Here is a 12,341-nt window from a genome sequence, read left to right as displayed (position 1 = left end):
GCGTGCGTGGCGGCGCCGTACCGCCTCCCCGCGCGCGGCGCGGCCGCCCGCCCCCGAGGGGCGGCCGGACGCGCCGCGGGCCGGGTCAGGCCTCCGGGAGGAGCTCCACCTGGAGTTCGACCTCCACGGGGGCGTCCAGCGGCAGGACCGCCACGCCCACCGCGCTGCGGGCGTGGACGCCCGCCTCGCCGAGGACCTCGCCGAGCAGCTCGCTCGCGCCGTTCAGGACGGCCGGCTGGCCCGTGAAGTCCGGCGCCGAGGCGATGAAGCCGACGACCTTCACGACGCGGGCCACGCGGTCCAGGTCGCCCGCCACCGACTTCACCGCGGCCAGCGCGTTCAGCGCGCAGACGCGGGCCAGGTCCTTGGCCTCCTCCGGCGTGACCTCCGCGCCCACCTTGCCGGTGACCGGGAGCTTGCCGTCCACCATGGGCAGCTGGCCCGCCGTGTACACGTACACCCCGGACCGCACGGCCGGCTGGTACGCGGCCAGCGGCGGCACCACCTGCGGGAGCGTCAGGCCGCGCTCCGCGAGGGCCGCCTCCACGCGCCCGCTCACGGCTTCTCCCGCTTCAGGTACGCCACGAGCTGCTCGGGGTTGTTCGGGCCGGGGACGACCTGGACCAGCTCCCAGCCGTCCTCGCCCCAGGTGTCCAGAATCTGCTTGGTCGCGTGCACGAGAAGGGGCACGGTCGCGTATTCCCACTTGGTCATGGGCCGACTGTATCCGCTGCCGCGCGCCGCCCCGGGGCAGCCTCCTGCGTGGGCCGCCGCGGCACTGGTTACGCTCGCCCTGTGAGCAGGCTCCAGGTCGTCAGCGGCAAGGGCGGTACCGGTAAGACGACGGTCGCCGCAGCCCTCGCGCTCGCCCTCGCGACGGAGGGCAGGCGGACCCTCCTCGTGGAGGTCGAGGGCAGGCAGGGCATCGCACAGCTCTTCGAGACGGAGGCGCTCCCGTACGAGGAGCGGAAGATCGCCGTGGCGCCGGGCGGCGGGGAGGTGTACGCCCTCGCGATCGACGCCGAACGGGCGCTCCTCGACTACCTCCAGATGTTCTACAAGCTGGGGGCCGCCGGCCGCGCCCTGAAGAAGCTCGGCGCGATCGACTTCGCGACGACCATCGCGCCGGGCGTGCGGGACGTGCTCCTCACCGGCAAGGCGTGCGAGGCGGTGCGGCGCAAGGACGGGGCCGGGCGGTTCGTCTACGACCACGTCGTGATGGACGCCCCGCCGACCGGCCGCGTCACCCGTTTCCTCAACGTCAACGACGAGGTCGCCGGCCTGGCCCGGATGGGCCCGGTCCACCACCAGGCGCAGTCGGTGATGCGGGTGATCAAGTCGCCGGAGACGGCGGTGCACCTGGTGACCCTGCTGGAGGAGATGCCGGTCCAGGAGACCGCGGACGGCGTCGCCGAGCTGCGCGCCGCGGGCCTCCCGGTGGGCGACGTCCTCGTGAACATGGTCCGCCCGCGCCTCCTCGACGAGGACGCGGTACGGGCCGCCGCCGGCGACCGGCGCGCCGGTGTCGCCCGGGCCCTGGCGGCGGCCGGGGTGAGCGGTCCGGAGCGGCTCGTGGACCCGCTCCTCGCCCAGGCCGCCGAGCACGCGCGGCGGGTGGAGCTGGAGCGGGAGCAGCGGGAGGCGCTGGCGAAGCTCCGGACGCCCGTGCGCGAACTTCCCCTGCTCGGCGGGGGCGTGGACCTCGCCGGGCTGTACCACCTGGCCAGGACACTGCGGAGGGATCTCGGGGTGAGCGACGCATGACGGCCGCCGAGGCGGCACCGGAACCGGCCGCCGTGCCGCACGCCCTGGAGGTCGATCCGCTGCTGGACGACCCCGCGACCCGGATCGTCGTCTGCTGCGGCGCGGGCGGGGTCGGCAAGACCACGACGGCGGCGGCGCTGGGCCTGCGGGCGGCGGAGCGGGGCCGGAAGGTGGTCGTCCTGACGATCGACCCGGCCCGCCGGCTGGCGCAGTCGATGGGCATCGAGGAGCTGGACAACACGCCGCGCCGGGTGCCGGGCGCCGGGACGGACGCCGGCGGCGAGCTGCACGCCATGATGCTGGACATGAAGCGCACGTTCGACGAGATCGTCGAGGCGCACGCGGACCCGGAGCGGGCCCGCGCCATCCTGGCGAACCCCTTCTACCAGTCGCTGTCGGCCGGCTTCGCGGGCACGCAGGAGTACATGGCGATGGAGAAGCTGGGCCAGCTGCGGGCCCGCGACGAGTGGGACCTGATCGTCGTGGACACGCCGCCGTCCCGGTCGGCGCTGGACTTCCTGGACGCGCCGAAGCGGCTGGGGTCGTTCCTGGACGGGAGGCTCATCCGGGCGCTGATGGCGCCGGCGAAGGTGGGCGGCCGGGCGGGGATGAAGTTCCTGAACGTCGGCATGTCGATGATGACGGGCACGCTGGGGAAGCTGCTGGGCGGTCAGCTGCTGCGGGACGTGCAGACGTTCGTGGCGGCGATGGACACGATGTTCGGCGGCTTCCGCACGCGGGCGGACGCGACGTACCGGCTCCTGCAGGCGCCCGGCACGGCGTTCCTGGTGGTGGCCGCGCCGGAGCGGGACGCGCTGCGGGAGGCGGCGTACTTCGTGGAGCGGCTGGCCGCGGAGGACATGCCCCTGGAGGGGCTCGTGCTCAACCGGGTGCACGGCAGCGCCGCCACCGGGCTGTCCGCCGAGCGGGCGCTCGCCGCCGCGGAAAATCTTGACGGGGCCCGCATGGTGGATCAGGGGGACGGGCAGACTCGTGTGGGTGGCCCGGCGGCCACCTCTCCCGAGGCTCCCGCACCCGAACCGACGACCGAAGTACCCCCTGCTGACGCGGAGTTGACGGCGGGTCTCCTGCGGCTCCACGCGGAGCGGATGCAGGTGCTCGCCCGCGAGCGGCGGACGCGTGACCGCTTCACCGAGCTCCACCCGGACGTACCGCTGGCCGAGGTGCCCGCGCTCGCCGCCGACGTCCACGACCTGACCACGCTGCGCGCCATCGGCGCGCACCTGGCGACACCCCGGCAGGACCGCTGACGGCGCGCACGCCACGGCGCCGCGCGGCACGCGTTCCGCTGGGGGGGACCCGGGCAGGGCTCGGGAACGGAACGGCGTGCGTGCGCGGGTCCGTGGCGGGCCGACCGGACACGGCCGGCTTCGGCTCCGGGGTCGGCGGTCAGCCGACCGCCGCGTACGTCTCGTACGTCTCGTCGTCGTTCAGCGCGACGGGCAGGATGCCCGCGCTGCGCTCGTACTCCGTGCGCGCCGTCTCCAGGAGACGCCGCCAGGAGGTGACGGTCGGCCGCCGCCGCAGCAGGGCACGGCGCTCGCGCTCGGTCATCCCTCCCCACACGCCGAACTCGACGCGGTTGTCCAGCGCGTCGGCCAGGCACTCGGTCCGCACCGGACACCCGGTGCACACCGCCTTGGCTCTGTTCTGCGCCGCTCCTTGTACGAACAGTTCGTCCGGATCGGTAGTGCGGCAGGCCGCCTGCGCACTCCAGTCAGCTACCCAGCCCATGCCGGCGCCGTCCTCTCCCGAATCGAGGCTCCCCCACGGCGGCAGCGGCATATTCACCGCTGCCAGTTGAGGACGTTACGGAAGGTCGACACACCGCAACACCCCCTTCGGGCCCAATCTTGAATGGTCCGAACGGACTATGCGTACGCGGTAGATCACCCAGGGGAGTGACCCCGAGGCATACGGACAGAAAGCCCGAAGCGGGTCATTCACCCTCCGCGACACGGGGCATATCCGTACATACGCCAGGAAACGGGCGGTGTGTCGCGTCGCCGTCGAACGCGGGGGAGGGGTGGGACGCACGGCTCGGAGGGGGCGGCGCCGCGGTGCCGTGCGGGGGGGGTGGACGAGGACGGTGACCTGACCGCAGCAGCGCACCGGTGCAACTGCTGTGACAGTTGTGACCAGCTTAGGCCAAGGCATATACACGTGTCCGGCGAATGAGAACGTAGGCTTCCCCCATGCCAAAGAACCGCTCGGGCGGGGGTCTGACCGCGACCCAGCAGGCCGCCAAGTTCCTCGGTGTCAGCGTGCTCTCCGGAGTCGTCCTCGCCGGCATCGCGATGCCCGCGGCGGGAGCCCTGGGCCTCGCTGCGAAGGGGACGGTCCAGGGGTTCGACGAGATCCCGGCCAACATGAAGAGGCCGCCGCTGAGCCAGCGCACCCAGATCCTGGACGCCGACGGCGGTCTGATCGCCACGGTCTACTCCCGCGACCGCACGGTGGTCCCGCTGGAGAAGATCTCGCCGTACATGCAGAAGGCGATCGTCGCGATCGAGGACTCGCGCTTCTACGAGCACGGGGCCATCGACCTCAAGGGCGTCCTGCGCGCGGTGAACCGCAACGCGCAGGAGGGCGGGGTCGCCCAGGGCGCCTCGACGCTGACCCAGCAGTACGTGAAGAACGTCTTCGTCGAGGCCGCCGGCGACGACCGCGACAAGTTCGCCCAGGCCACCCAGCAGACCCTGGGCCGCAAGATCCAGGAGCTGAAGTACGCGATCCAGGTCGAGAAGGAGCTCGGGAAGAAGAAGATCCTCGAGAACTACCTCAACATCACGTTCTTCGGCCAGCAGGCGTACGGCATCGAGGCGGCGTCGCAGCGGTACTTCTCCAAGCGCGCCGAGGACCTCACCCTCGGCGAGGCCGCCATGCTCGCCGGACTCGTGCAGTCCCCCAGCCGGTACGACCCCGTGAACGACGTCCAGGAGGCCACCGAGCGCCGCAACGTCGTCCTCCAGCGGATGGCCGCCGTCGGCGACATCAGCCAGGCCGAGGCCGACCGCGCCAAGGCCGAGCCGATCGGGCTGAGGATCACGCGGCCGAAGAACGGCTGCATCACCGCGCGCGACGGCGCCGGCTTCTTCTGCGACTACGTCCGCGAGGTCTTCCTCTCCGACCCGGTCTTCGGCAAGTCCCGCGAGGAGCGCGCCAAGGTCTGGAACCGCGGCGGCCTGACCATCAGGACCACGCTCGACCCGCAGGCGCAGAAGTCCACCCAGGACTCGCTCAAGGACCACGTCTACCAGGACGACAAGGTCGCCGCGGCGGTGACCATGGTCCAGCCCGGCACGGGCAAGATCCTCGCGATGGGCCAGTCCAAGCCGTACGGCTTCGGCAAGAACGAGACGCAGATCAACTACTCGGTCAACCGGAGCATGGGCGGGTCGAACTTCGGCTTCCCGACCGGCTCGACGTTCAAGCCGTTCGTCGCCGCGGCCGCCATAGAGCAGGGCAAGCCGCCGTCGCAGGTCTACCCGTCGCCGTACAAGATGCCGTACCCGGACTCGGTCCAGTCGTGCAGCGGGAAGCCCTGGCGGAACGTGGGCGGCGACATGGTCGAGAACGAGAACGAGTCGGAGGTCGGCCCGTACGCGCTCAGGGAGGCCATGGAGAAGTCGGTCAACACGTACTTCGTGCAGATGCTCGGCGAGATCGGCATGTGCCCGGTCGTCGAGATGACCGACAAGCTCGGCGTGGTCATGGGCGACGACGAGAAGCTGCCCGAGAAGCCGTCGGCGCTGACCCTCGGCTCGCAGGGCATGTCGCCGCTGACCATGGCCGCCGCGTACGCGACGTTCGCCAACCGCGGCACGTTCTGCACGCCGACGGCCATCGAGTCGATCAAGACGAGCGAGGGCCGCAGCCTGCGGGTGCCGCGGTCGACGTGCGAGCGCGCGATGACCGAGCGGACCGCGGACACGATCAACACGCTGCTGCGCGGCGTGGTCGACTCCGGCACCGGCCAGGAGGCCGGCCTGCAGTCCCGTGACAGCGCCGGCAAGACGGGTACGACGGACAGCCGCCGCAACGCCTGGTTCGTCGGCTACACGCCGAACCTGTCCGGCGCCGTCTGGGTGGGCAGCCCCACCCAGCAGGTGAAGATGGAGTCCATCACCATCGGCGGGCGGTACCACGACAAGGTCTTCGGCGGGAAGGTCCCCGGCCCCATCTGGAAGGACGCCATGTCGGGCGCCCTGGAAGGGCACCCGGGACCGGACTTCACCAGGGTCACGATCCCGGAGGCCCAGAAGCCGCAGCCCCCGAACCCGGGCGGCGACGACAAGCCGGGCGGCGGCACCGGCGGCGACAGGCCGTTCCCCGGCTTCTCCTTCCCGACGGACGTCCTCAGCGGCGGCGCCCAGACGGGCGGCGGCGGAAACGGGAACGGCAACGGCGGCAACGGCAACGGCAACGGCCCGGGCGGCCGGGACCGGTAGCCCGGACGCACGGAGGGCGCCCCCCACCCGGGGGGCGCCCTCTCGCGTGCTCGGCCCGTCCGCCGGCGCTAACCCGCCAGGAGCTGCTTGACGACGGCGGCGACGCGGCCGCCGTCCGCCCGCCCGGCCACCTTCGGGTTCACGATCTTCATCACGGCGCCCATCGCGCGCGGCCCCTCGGCCCCGCCCGCCTTCGCCTCCTCGACGGCACGCGCCACGATCTCGCGGAGCTCGTCGTCCGTCAGCTGCTTCGGCAGGTAGGCGTCGAGGAGCTCGCCCTCGGCCCGCTCCCGCTCGGCCTGCTCGGCGCGACCGCCCTGGGCGAACGCCTCGGCCGCCTCACGGCGCTTCTTCGCCTCCTTGGCGATCACCTTCTGCACCTCATCGTCGGAGAGTTCACGGGACTGCTTGCCCGCGACCTCCTCCTTCGTGATGGCGGAGAGGGTCAGCCGAAGGGTCGAGGAGCGGAGCTCGTCACGCGCCCTGATCGCCTCCGTGAGGTCTTCCTGCAACTTGGACTTGAGCGTGGTCATGCGGACCAGCATGACAGGTGGCCCGTCGCACCCGCCCGTCCATTTCCCGGGCGTCGCACCCCCTCCCCCGGTCTGCGACCATGGACCCATGCGCGCGCGATACGGAGTACCCCTCGGCATCACTGCACTGGGCGCGGCCGGTCTGGCCTACGCCGCCGGCTTCGAGGCCCGCTCGTTCCGGCTCCGCCGGGTGACCGTCCCGGTCCTGCCGCGCGGCGCGCACCCGCTCAGGGTGCTCCAGGTCTCCGACATCCACATGGTGAGCGGGCAGCGCAAGAAGCAGCGCTGGCTGCGGTCGCTGGCGGGCCTGCGCCCCGACCTCGTCGTGAACACCGGCGACAACCTCTCCGACCCGGAGGGCGTGCCGGAGCTGCTGGACGCGCTGGGCCCGCTGCTCGAGTTCCCGGGCGTGTACGTCTTCGGTTCCAACGACTACTACGGCCCCAAGCTCCGCAACCCGGCCCGCTACCTGTTCGAGAAGCTCCAGGGCCGCCACGGCCTCAACGGCAACGCCCCGGCCGTCGGCGTCGTCCACAACCCGTGGGAGGGGATCCGCGACGCCTTCGACACGGCGGGCTGGCTGGACCTCACCAACACGCGCGGCCGCCTCAAGGTGGAGGGCCTGGAGCTGGCGTTCACCGGCCTCGACGACCCGCACATCAAGCGGGACCGGTACGAGAAGGTCGCGGGCGGCCCGGAGGCGGACGCCGACCTCTCGGTGGGCGTCGTCCACGCCCCGTACCTGCGCTCCCTGGACGCCTTCACCGCCGACGGCTACCCGCTGGTCCTCGCCGGCCACACCCACGGCGGCCAGCTGTGCGTCCCCTTCTACGGGGCGCTGGTCACCAACTGCGACCTGGACACGGACCGCGCGAAGGGCCTCTCCACCCACCGCGCGGGCGGCCACACGGCGTACCTCCACGTCTCCGCGGGCTGCGGCACCAACCGCTACACCCCGGTCCGCTTCGCCTGCCCCCCGGAGGCCACCCTCCTCACCCTGACGCCCCGCGACTGAGGGCCCCGGGAAACCGGATTTCGCCTCCGGGCGCCGGTGGGCTAAAGTAAACGTCGTCGCCAGGACAACAACGGCGACATCGGGGTGTAGCGCAGCTTGGCAGCGCGCTTCGTTCGGGACGAAGAGGTCGTGGGTTCAAATCCCGCCACCCCGACAGAGAAGTAGCAGGTGAGGCACCTACGGATATCCGTAGGTGCCTCGCCTGTCTCCGTCCGCGTGTCCATCTGCGTGACCGTCGCTTCCCGCGTGCCTGAGCCCGCTGTGCGTCGACGCCGGAGATCCCGTCCGGGACCGCAGCGCCGGTCCGGATCACGGGCCGGATCCGCTGCGGCGGATGACCCCGCCGGTCGGCCTGTCCGGGAAGGCCGGACGGTTCGGTCCGTGGCGGGTCGGGGCGCGGTGCGTTCCCGGACGGCTCCCCTGCGCCGAGGTCTTCGTCCTGATCGGGTCCGGCAACCGTCGACGACACTCGTGGGCCGTGCGCCCAGCCGGGCGCGGGGGTGGTCTCAGCGCCAGTCGTCGATCACGTACGCCCCGGGGTGGCTGTACCCGGGTTCGTTGGGTCTGTGCATGGTCACGCCCTGCAACCAGGTGCGGAAACCACGGTCGGCCATGCGCCGGTAGGCATCCGGGCGGCCCAGGTTCACGCCGGCGTCCAGTTGCCCCAGCCCACGCTCGGCGGCCAGCCGCTCGCACGCGTCCAGCAGTCGCTCGAACCGGTCGGCGGCATCCGGACCGGGACGTACGGCGCCGAACTTGACGAAGCAGACGTCCGTGCCGGCCTCCGACCCGGCTCCGCAGTGGCAGACGGCCAGGCCGTCGAGCTCGGAGCCGGCGCCATGGAGCAGGATGGTGTCACCGAGTCCCTGCGCGTGCGCGGCCACGATCTCGCGTTCCAGGCTCAGGCCCTCGTACACGGCTCCTGTCAGTGCGCGGCAGAGACTCAGCGCGTCAGGCCGCCCGGCAGCGGGCAGTTCGCCGTAGAGCACTCTGCCGGGGACCGCGGCACCGCCTGTGACCTGCTTCTTCATGATGGCTGTGAGGAATCGGGGCCAGAAACCGTACCGACGGTAGAGCTCAAGATGCTTGGGACTGTGAGCGAAGGTGAACAGGCCGAGGTGGCGGTTCCCCCAGGCGTCGAAGCAGTCCATGACCGGCTCCATCAGACGCCTGCCGATGCCCTGGTCCCACAGGTCCGGACGTACGGTCAGCGGTCCGAAGAACCCGACGCTGCCCCAGCCGGTGGCGAAGTTCGATCCGACCACTTCGCCCTCGACCGTCGCGGCGAACGCCGCCTGCGGAGCGGCCGCCCAGCGCGTACGGACGTAGTCGACGGTCCCGAAGGGATCAGGGGCCCCCAGGAAGGTCCCGAAGGCGAGCCCGCAGATCTCATCGGCCCGATCCAGGTCCGCCTCACCCAGCGGGCGGACCGATACCGGGGCCGCGCCACTCCTGCGCTCCGCTGCTGGTGGGATCATCGCTCCGTACCTCCGTCGCCCCTTTTCCATCGCACCACGGAGGTGCGCCGCGGGCGAGGCGAGCGTCCGGCGACAGACCTGAGGATCGGGGTCTCCGAGGCACAGGAAGGCCACCGCTGCCCGGGACGGGGTGACGGGCGCCGTCCCTTCTCGTGGACATCGGCCCCGCCCGGGGCGGGCTCGGCACCGGTGGTCGCGGGGAGCGCACCGGGGCGGTGTCCCGGCCCCACATTCATCTGGCAAATGCAGGCGCTCTCTCGTCCATTGTTTGATTACTTGTCAGTCGGCCGACCTGTCGCCGGGCAAACCATCTCTTAGGCGTCACCCCCCACCAGAACCGATCGGAATTCAGTCAGCCCTTGATACTCGACGGCTAAAATCGGTAGCATCCACGTACGGTCCAGCGGGGGGCCAGAACGCCCCGCGGTCAGAGCATCACGCATCGGGGGAGCGAAGAATGCGATCAGGGCACATACGCCTATCCATTTTCTTGCACACGGCACCAGTCTGCCCCGACCCCGGACTGTCGCCCCTCGCGCACTGACGCACGCCCGCGCGCTCCACCCCGGGGAGAAACCGGCGCTTCTCCGGCGCCGCCCGGCGCATCCCCCCACGGCCGCGTAATCGACCGCGATGCCCTTGGGGATGCCTCCCACCGCCGTTCTCCCGGGTTTTCTTCCACAGCTGGCTCGACAGCAGGTCACTTCCTTTTGCCATGCAGCGCTACAGCTGGAAGGGTCGCATGCTCTCGAAAAAAACGACCGCACTCCACACCACCATCGCGAAACCCGTCCCCGACCCGTCCCGAAACGACGTCCTGCTGGGGCTGTTACGCCTTTCCAAGGTGAGAGTCGTCCAGCACTACTTCGGACTGTTCCTCGCCTGGTCGCTGCTGGACCGCGCCACCCTGGGACGCCCCGGGACGACGTACGCCATGCTGCTGTTCCTGCTGGGATCGGCCGCGATCGTCGCCTGCGCCTGCACGGCGGACGACATCGCCGGCTACCGCAACGGCAGCGACGCCGTGAACTACAAGGAGGGCGAGACCCTCCGCGACATCCGCATGAAACCCCTGCTCAGCGGGGCCGTGACCGAGCGGCAGGCGATCCGGTTCGCCGTCTGGTCGGGCGTCGTCGCCGTCGTCGCGGGGACGCTCGCGTTCTGGGTGCTCGACTGGCGCGCGCCCGTCGAGGCGTACGTCGTCTACGGCGCCGGCTTCTTCTTCAGCGTCCAGTACTCCGCCGGGATCAAGGTCAGCTACCGGCTCGGCGGGGCGGAGACCCTGCTGTGCCTGTCGACCGCCGCGGGACTCCTGGCGCCTTTCCTGGCGGTGCACGGGGAATGGACGCGCCCGTCCGTCGTCATTTCCCTGCTGCTCGGCCTCTGGCTCGTCATGGTCAGCAGTTACTCGAACATGAACGACATCGAGGGGGACCGTTCCGTCGGGCGGAAGACCCTCGCGGTCGCGACCGGCACGAAGACGGTCGTCACGGTGATGGCGGCACTCTTCGCCCTCTCCACCGCGCTCCTCGTGTGGATTTCCCTCAGCGACCTGCCCCGGTGGGCCCTGCTCATCATCCTTCCCACCATCGCACTCCACGCCGCGCAGTTGTACCACGGCCCCCGCGAAAAGAATTGGCTCAAAGCCCGCAGGCTGGGGCTCATCGCCTACAACTTCGGATTCGCCGGCCTCGCCGTCCCCCTGCTGTGGGCCCGCTGAAAGGGGAAATCGAGTGGCTTTGAAGGCACCGCACCGGAACACGGTGAAAGACGACCTGACAAGACTTCCCGGCCTCTACCAGGACTGCTTCCACGCGATTGCCCCCAGGCGGTCCCCCGCGATCGTCGCGACCCGGGTGCGGACTTCCCGCGACCCCGATCCGTTCGACGACGAGGCGGTGGAGGTGCGCCGCCACATCGACGACGTCCTGCGCTCCTGGGCGGGCCTCGTCGCGGAGAGGGGCGGATCACCCGTCCCGGGCCCGGACCGGGACGGGGGCGTCGGCGGACTGGCCGCCTTCCTCACCGCCCACCTCGACTGGCTGATGGACTCCACCGCCGCCGCCGAGTTCGCCGAGGAGGTGGCGGCGCTGCGCGGCCGGGCGGAGCGGCTGGTCAACGGCTCCGCGCCGGCCCGCCACCACCTGGGCGGCTGCGTCGAGGCATCGTGCGACGGGCGGCTCACCGCCCGCACCTCCCCCGGCCGCCTGGCCGCCTCGCAGATCGGCTGCGACCGCGGGCACAGCTGGCCGCCCCGGGAGTGGCTGCTCCTGTCGGCCCGGATCGAGCGGCGGGAGGCGTCGTGACCGGTCCCGCCAGGCACCGCCGCGTCCCCACCGAACTCGCCGCGCTCGCGGCGGGGGTCTCCCCCGCGACCATCCGCCAGTGGGTGCGGCGCGGCAAGCTGACCCGGTACGGGCCGCGCAACCGCGCCGAGTTCGACATCACCGAGTTACTGGACGTGATCCGCACGACCAGGGGGTGAGGGGGCCGCGCCGGCGAGGGGCGGCCCGTCCGGCGGGTGCCGGGCGGGCCGCCCCTCGCCGTACCGGCGTCAGGCCGTCCGTACCGGCCGCCCCGCCACCAGCGGGTGGTCCCGGTCGATCAGGCCGAGCGCGGAGGCACCGCCGGGCGAGCCGAGTCCGTCGAAGAACTCGACGTTCGCCGTGTGGTAGCCCTTCCACTCGGCCGGCACGTCGTCCTCGTAGAAGATCGCCTCGACCGGGCAGACCGGCTCGCAGGCCCCGCAGTCGACGCACTCGTCCGGGTGGACGTACAGGGAGCGCCGGCCCTCGTAGATGCAGTCGACGGGGCACTCCTCGACGCACGCCCTGTCCTTCACGTCGACGCAGGGCTGGGCGATGACGTACGTCACTGCGGGGTCTCCTTCTCCATCTGTTCGGCGAGCTTCATGGCCTCCTCGATCAGCGTCTCGACGATCTTCGACTCGGGCACCGTCTTGATGACCTCGCCCTTCACGAAGATCTGCCCCTTGCCGTTGCCCGAGGCCACCCCCAAATCCGCCTCCCGCGCCTCACCCGGACCGTTGACCACACACCCCATCACCGCCACCCGCAGC

13 protein-coding genes, 1 tRNA gene and 1 pseudogene are annotated in these 12,341 nt (G+C 71.5%); 8 read left to right on the top strand and 7 right to left on the bottom strand.

Annotated elements, in window-relative coordinates; all coding sequences use genetic code 11:
* Nucleotides 1-85 precede the first annotated feature (85 nt).
* Nucleotides 86-559: a RidA family protein gene (locus IE106_RS26320; protein ID WP_189537724.1), complete on the bottom strand. Its 474-nt coding sequence runs from the start codon at nucleotides 557-559 to the stop codon at nucleotides 86-88.
* On the bottom strand, nucleotides 556-714 hold the full coding sequence (sp36, locus tag IE106_RS26315; RefSeq protein WP_019992579.1) for a Sp36 family protein: 159 nt from the start codon (nucleotides 712-714) through the stop codon (nucleotides 556-558). Before sp36 ends, IE106_RS26320 begins: the two co-directional genes overlap by 4 nt.
* A gap of 81 nt (nucleotides 715-795) precedes the next feature.
* On the opposite strand from sp36, the gene bagA reads away from it, so the two are divergent.
* Nucleotides 796-1,764, top strand: coding sequence for an ATPase BagA (gene bagA, locus IE106_RS26310; protein WP_189537723.1), 969 nt, complete (start codon nucleotides 796-798; stop codon nucleotides 1,762-1,764).
* Complete coding sequence (gene bagB, locus IE106_RS26305) at nucleotides 1,761-3,035, top strand: ATPase BagB (RefSeq protein ID WP_189537722.1); 1,275 nt, start codon at nucleotides 1,761-1,763, stop codon at nucleotides 3,033-3,035. Before bagA ends, bagB begins: the two co-directional genes overlap by 4 nt.
* A 139-nt stretch (nucleotides 3,036-3,174) precedes the next feature.
* On the opposite strand, the gene IE106_RS26300 is transcribed toward bagB, so the two are convergent.
* Entirely contained in the window at nucleotides 3,175-3,519 is a 345-nt protein-coding gene (locus IE106_RS26300; protein WP_175408568.1) for a WhiB family transcriptional regulator, read from the bottom strand.
* 461 nt (nucleotides 3,520-3,980) lie between these two features.
* On the opposite strand from IE106_RS26300, the gene IE106_RS26295 reads away from it, so the two are divergent.
* Nucleotides 3,981-6,236, top strand: a complete 2,256-nt coding sequence (locus IE106_RS26295) for a transglycosylase domain-containing protein (protein WP_189537721.1) — start codon at nucleotides 3,981-3,983, stop codon at nucleotides 6,234-6,236.
* A gap of 68 nt (nucleotides 6,237-6,304) precedes the next feature.
* Here IE106_RS26295 and IE106_RS26290 read toward each other — a convergent pair whose 3' ends face one another.
* Nucleotides 6,305-6,769, bottom strand: a complete 465-nt coding sequence (locus IE106_RS26290) for a GatB/YqeY domain-containing protein (protein ID WP_189537720.1) — start codon at nucleotides 6,767-6,769, stop codon at nucleotides 6,305-6,307.
* Between the two features lie 88 nt (nucleotides 6,770-6,857).
* On the opposite strand from IE106_RS26290, the gene IE106_RS26285 reads away from it, so the two are divergent.
* Nucleotides 6,858-7,784, top strand: coding sequence for a metallophosphoesterase (locus tag IE106_RS26285; RefSeq protein ID WP_189537719.1), 927 nt, complete (start codon nucleotides 6,858-6,860; stop codon nucleotides 7,782-7,784).
* 80 nt (nucleotides 7,785-7,864) lie between these two features.
* A tRNA-Pro gene (locus IE106_RS26280) sits at nucleotides 7,865-7,938 on the top strand.
* Nucleotides 7,939-8,290: 352 nt separating this feature from the next.
* Here the strand turns inward: IE106_RS26280 and IE106_RS26275 are convergent.
* Nucleotides 8,291-9,262: a GNAT family N-acetyltransferase gene (locus tag IE106_RS26275; protein WP_189537718.1), complete on the bottom strand. Its 972-nt coding sequence runs from the start codon at nucleotides 9,260-9,262 to the stop codon at nucleotides 8,291-8,293.
* Between the two features lie 742 nt (nucleotides 9,263-10,004).
* Here IE106_RS26275 and IE106_RS26270 point away from each other — a divergent pair.
* The 3 genes from IE106_RS26270 to IE106_RS26260 all read left to right on the top strand — a co-directional run bounded on the left by IE106_RS26270 (nucleotide 10,005) and on the right by IE106_RS26260 (nucleotide 11,747).
* The gene (locus tag IE106_RS26270; RefSeq protein ID WP_189537717.1) at nucleotides 10,005-10,982 is read left to right on the top strand and encodes a prenyltransferase; all 978 of its coding nucleotides are present in this window, start codon (nucleotides 10,005-10,007) and stop codon (nucleotides 10,980-10,982) included.
* 136 nt (nucleotides 10,983-11,118) lie between these two features.
* Complete coding sequence (locus tag IE106_RS26265; RefSeq protein ID WP_189537716.1) at nucleotides 11,119-11,568, top strand: hypothetical protein; 450 nt, start codon at nucleotides 11,119-11,121, stop codon at nucleotides 11,566-11,568.
* Nucleotides 11,565-11,747, top strand: a complete 183-nt coding sequence (locus tag IE106_RS26260) for a hypothetical protein (protein ID WP_189537715.1) — start codon at nucleotides 11,565-11,567, stop codon at nucleotides 11,745-11,747. The genes IE106_RS26265 and IE106_RS26260 overlap by 4 nt, the downstream gene beginning before the upstream one ends.
* A 69-nt stretch (nucleotides 11,748-11,816) precedes the next feature.
* Here the strand turns inward: IE106_RS26260 and fdxA are convergent, their stop codons facing one another.
* Complete coding sequence (fdxA, locus tag IE106_RS26255) at nucleotides 11,817-12,137, bottom strand: ferredoxin (protein WP_189537714.1); 321 nt, start codon at nucleotides 12,135-12,137, stop codon at nucleotides 11,817-11,819.
* A pseudogene (locus IE106_RS26250) lies at nucleotides 12,134-12,341 on the bottom strand (flavodoxin-dependent (E)-4-hydroxy-3-methylbut-2-enyl-diphosphate synthase); the annotation flags it as partial. The gene fdxA and the pseudogene IE106_RS26250, both read right to left, overlap by 4 nt.

Source organism: Streptomyces roseolilacinus (genome assembly GCF_014649335.1).
GTDB classification, from domain to species: domain Bacteria; phylum Actinomycetota; class Actinomycetes; order Streptomycetales; family Streptomycetaceae; genus Streptomyces; species Streptomyces roseolilacinus.
Note: the sequence above shows the minus strand (reverse complement) of the source record. Positions and strands in the feature narration are given on the sequence as shown.

Bases quoted from the DNA above. Each gene is read 5' to 3' on its own strand.
- sp36 (WP_019992579.1), bottom strand. From the start codon at position 714: ATGACCAAGTGGGAATACGCGACCGTGCCCCTTCTCGTGCACGCGACC.
- bagB (WP_189537722.1), top strand. From the start codon at position 1,761: ATGACGGCCGCCGAGGCGGCACCGGAACCGGCCGCCGTGCCGCACGCC.
- IE106_RS26300 (WP_175408568.1), bottom strand. From the start codon at position 3,519: ATGGGCTGGGTAGCTGACTGGAGTGCGCAGGCGGCCTGCCGCACTACC.
- IE106_RS26295 (WP_189537721.1), top strand. From the start codon at position 3,981: ATGCCAAAGAACCGCTCGGGCGGGGGTCTGACCGCGACCCAGCAGGCC.
- IE106_RS26290 (WP_189537720.1), bottom strand. From the start codon at position 6,769: ATGACCACGCTCAAGTCCAAGTTGCAGGAAGACCTCACGGAGGCGATC.
- IE106_RS26285 (WP_189537719.1), top strand. From the start codon at position 6,858: ATGCGCGCGCGATACGGAGTACCCCTCGGCATCACTGCACTGGGCGCG.
- IE106_RS26275 (WP_189537718.1), bottom strand. From the start codon at position 9,262: ATGATCCCACCAGCAGCGGAGCGCAGGAGTGGCGCGGCCCCGGTATCG.
- IE106_RS26270 (WP_189537717.1), top strand. From the start codon at position 10,005: ATGCTCTCGAAAAAAACGACCGCACTCCACACCACCATCGCGAAACCC.